Here is a 1,593-nt window from a genome sequence, read left to right as displayed (position 1 = left end):
CCCCTATCCCCCTATCCCCCTATCTCCAATAATCGTTAACTTACTAAAGTTTGAAACAGCCCTGCCTTTTTTAAGGGGGGCTGGGGGGGATCATAATCTTGCGGAAAACTTTGAAAACACGCCCTAGGGAAGAAAGAAGAGGAAAGTTGGACGTGGGAAAAAATTCTGTTTAGCTCATTACTATGAAAATTGCTATAGTCGATTCCCGACTCCCGATTCCCGATTCCCGATTCCCGATTCCCGATTCCCGATTCCCGATTCCCGATTCCCGATTCCCTCGTTCTATAAAAAACATTCATCACATCTATTTTTAATAGTTGCTGCCCAACCAATAGGGGATTCTTCGGCATAAAATATAGCAGCGGGCAAGTGACCTTTAGGAGCGTCTAAACTAAAGGTTAAGTGAGAATAAGAATGCCAAGAATCGGCATCACCCTTGCGCCATCCTACTAGATCGGCGAATTGATTATAATCTTGACTAACTTGCTGCCACAGTTGAGACTGTACTCTAAATCCAAAATGACCTTGACTATAGTGCTCCCAAAGCTGATTAAGTGTTAGCAAATCGTCGCAGGGAAACTGTAGTAGGTCTGATTCTCTGAGATAATTCAACCCTTGAAGCCATTCTTGCTCTTTTTTACTAACGTTCTGCTGTTGTCTAATGGTTTTAGCTATGGATAATACAATTTTATTGGTTTCCAGATCAGCAGCTTTCCACTGCACTTCTATCAATAAGGTCTTAAGGTTTGTGTAGTCTATTTTTAGATTAGTCATAAGTTTAAGGAGTAGGGAGTAGGGAGTAGGGAGTAGGGAGTAGGGAGTAGGGAGTGGGGAGTAGGGAATCGGGAATCGGGAGTCGGGAGTCGGGAGTCGGGAATAGTAGGAAAGAAAACCTAGGATTTTTTGATGTTATGATAACTCAGAATTGGGTTTCATGATCTAATTTAAAACTGGATCTAGTAATAAAATTACCAAATTACCCACACTTTCCACCCTCCGCACACTTCCCCTTGAATTTTAAATATTTTGATTTTTTTTAAAGTTTAATTTTATTTTTTATCAAAAATAAAGCGAATCAATCAAATAGCAACGCATAACTTTATATATCGTTTTGTTAGATGCAAATATCTTAATATTTAGCAATATTAATACTTATTAATTACACAAATTTGCCCCCGATTCCCGATTCCCGATTCCCGACTCCCGACTCCCGATTCCCTTTACTAAACATTTACATAATTCAGAGTTTAATGAATTTTCCTTAAATGTTATAAAGCTTGCTGGATTTATATATAAAATACCCCTGGCAATAAAAATCAGCCATCACCTTGAAATAGATAACTACAGTTGTAAGCTATCAGCTAATGCTTACTTTAAAACTTTACTGAGAGAAAATAATCATGACTAGTAAACTAGCGATCGCATTAATCGCAATTAGCGTTTTCGATCTTTCGGCAAAAGGGGTTATATCAAATCCGGGTGTATACTTACTGTTAAGACAGAGCATGGTAAGTTTTATGCCCAAAAGGTTGACCCTGAAGCCCCACCTGAGTTGTGACGCCTTGGAACAGCGATAACGCGCGTGAAAAAGAC

The 1,593-nt window shown here is 39.2% G+C and carries 3 protein-coding genes; 2 read left to right on the top strand and 1 reads right to left on the bottom strand.

The window, feature by feature from the left end; all coding sequences use genetic code 11:
* The first annotated feature begins 182 nt into the window (after positions 1 to 182).
* Complete coding sequence (locus tag F6K53_RS41110; RefSeq protein WP_293086056.1) at positions 183 to 314, top strand: hypothetical protein; 132 nt, start codon at positions 183 to 185, stop codon at positions 312 to 314.
* Here F6K53_RS41110 and F6K53_RS41105 read toward each other — a convergent pair.
* A complete protein-coding gene (locus tag F6K53_RS41105) occupies positions 283 to 774 on the bottom strand; it encodes a GUN4 domain-containing protein (RefSeq protein ID WP_293040827.1) in 492 nt (163 codons plus the stop codon). The two genes, F6K53_RS41110 and F6K53_RS41105, sit on opposite strands and share 32 nt — an antisense overlap.
* 626 nt (positions 775 to 1,400) lie before the next feature.
* On the opposite strand from F6K53_RS41105, the gene F6K53_RS41100 reads away from it, so the two are divergent.
* The gene (locus F6K53_RS41100) at positions 1,401 to 1,577 is read left to right on the top strand and encodes a hypothetical protein (RefSeq protein WP_293086053.1); all 177 of its coding nucleotides are present in this window, start codon (positions 1,401 to 1,403) and stop codon (positions 1,575 to 1,577) included.
* Positions 1,578 to 1,593: the final 16 nt, after the last annotated feature.

Origin of the sequence: Moorena sp. SIO4A1, assembly GCF_010672065.1 — a bacterium.
Classification (GTDB): Bacteria; Cyanobacteriota; Cyanobacteriia; order Cyanobacteriales; family Coleofasciculaceae; genus Moorena.
This window is presented reverse-complemented; position numbering and strand designations above follow the sequence as displayed.

Bases quoted from the DNA above. Each gene is read 5' to 3' on its own strand.
- F6K53_RS41110 (WP_293086056.1), top strand. From the start codon at position 183: ATGAAAATTGCTATAGTCGATTCCCGACTCCCGATTCCCGATTCCCGA.
- F6K53_RS41105 (WP_293040827.1), bottom strand. From the start codon at position 774: ATGACTAATCTAAAAATAGACTACACAAACCTTAAGACCTTATTGATA.
- F6K53_RS41100 (WP_293086053.1), top strand. From the start codon at position 1,401: ATGACTAGTAAACTAGCGATCGCATTAATCGCAATTAGCGTTTTCGAT.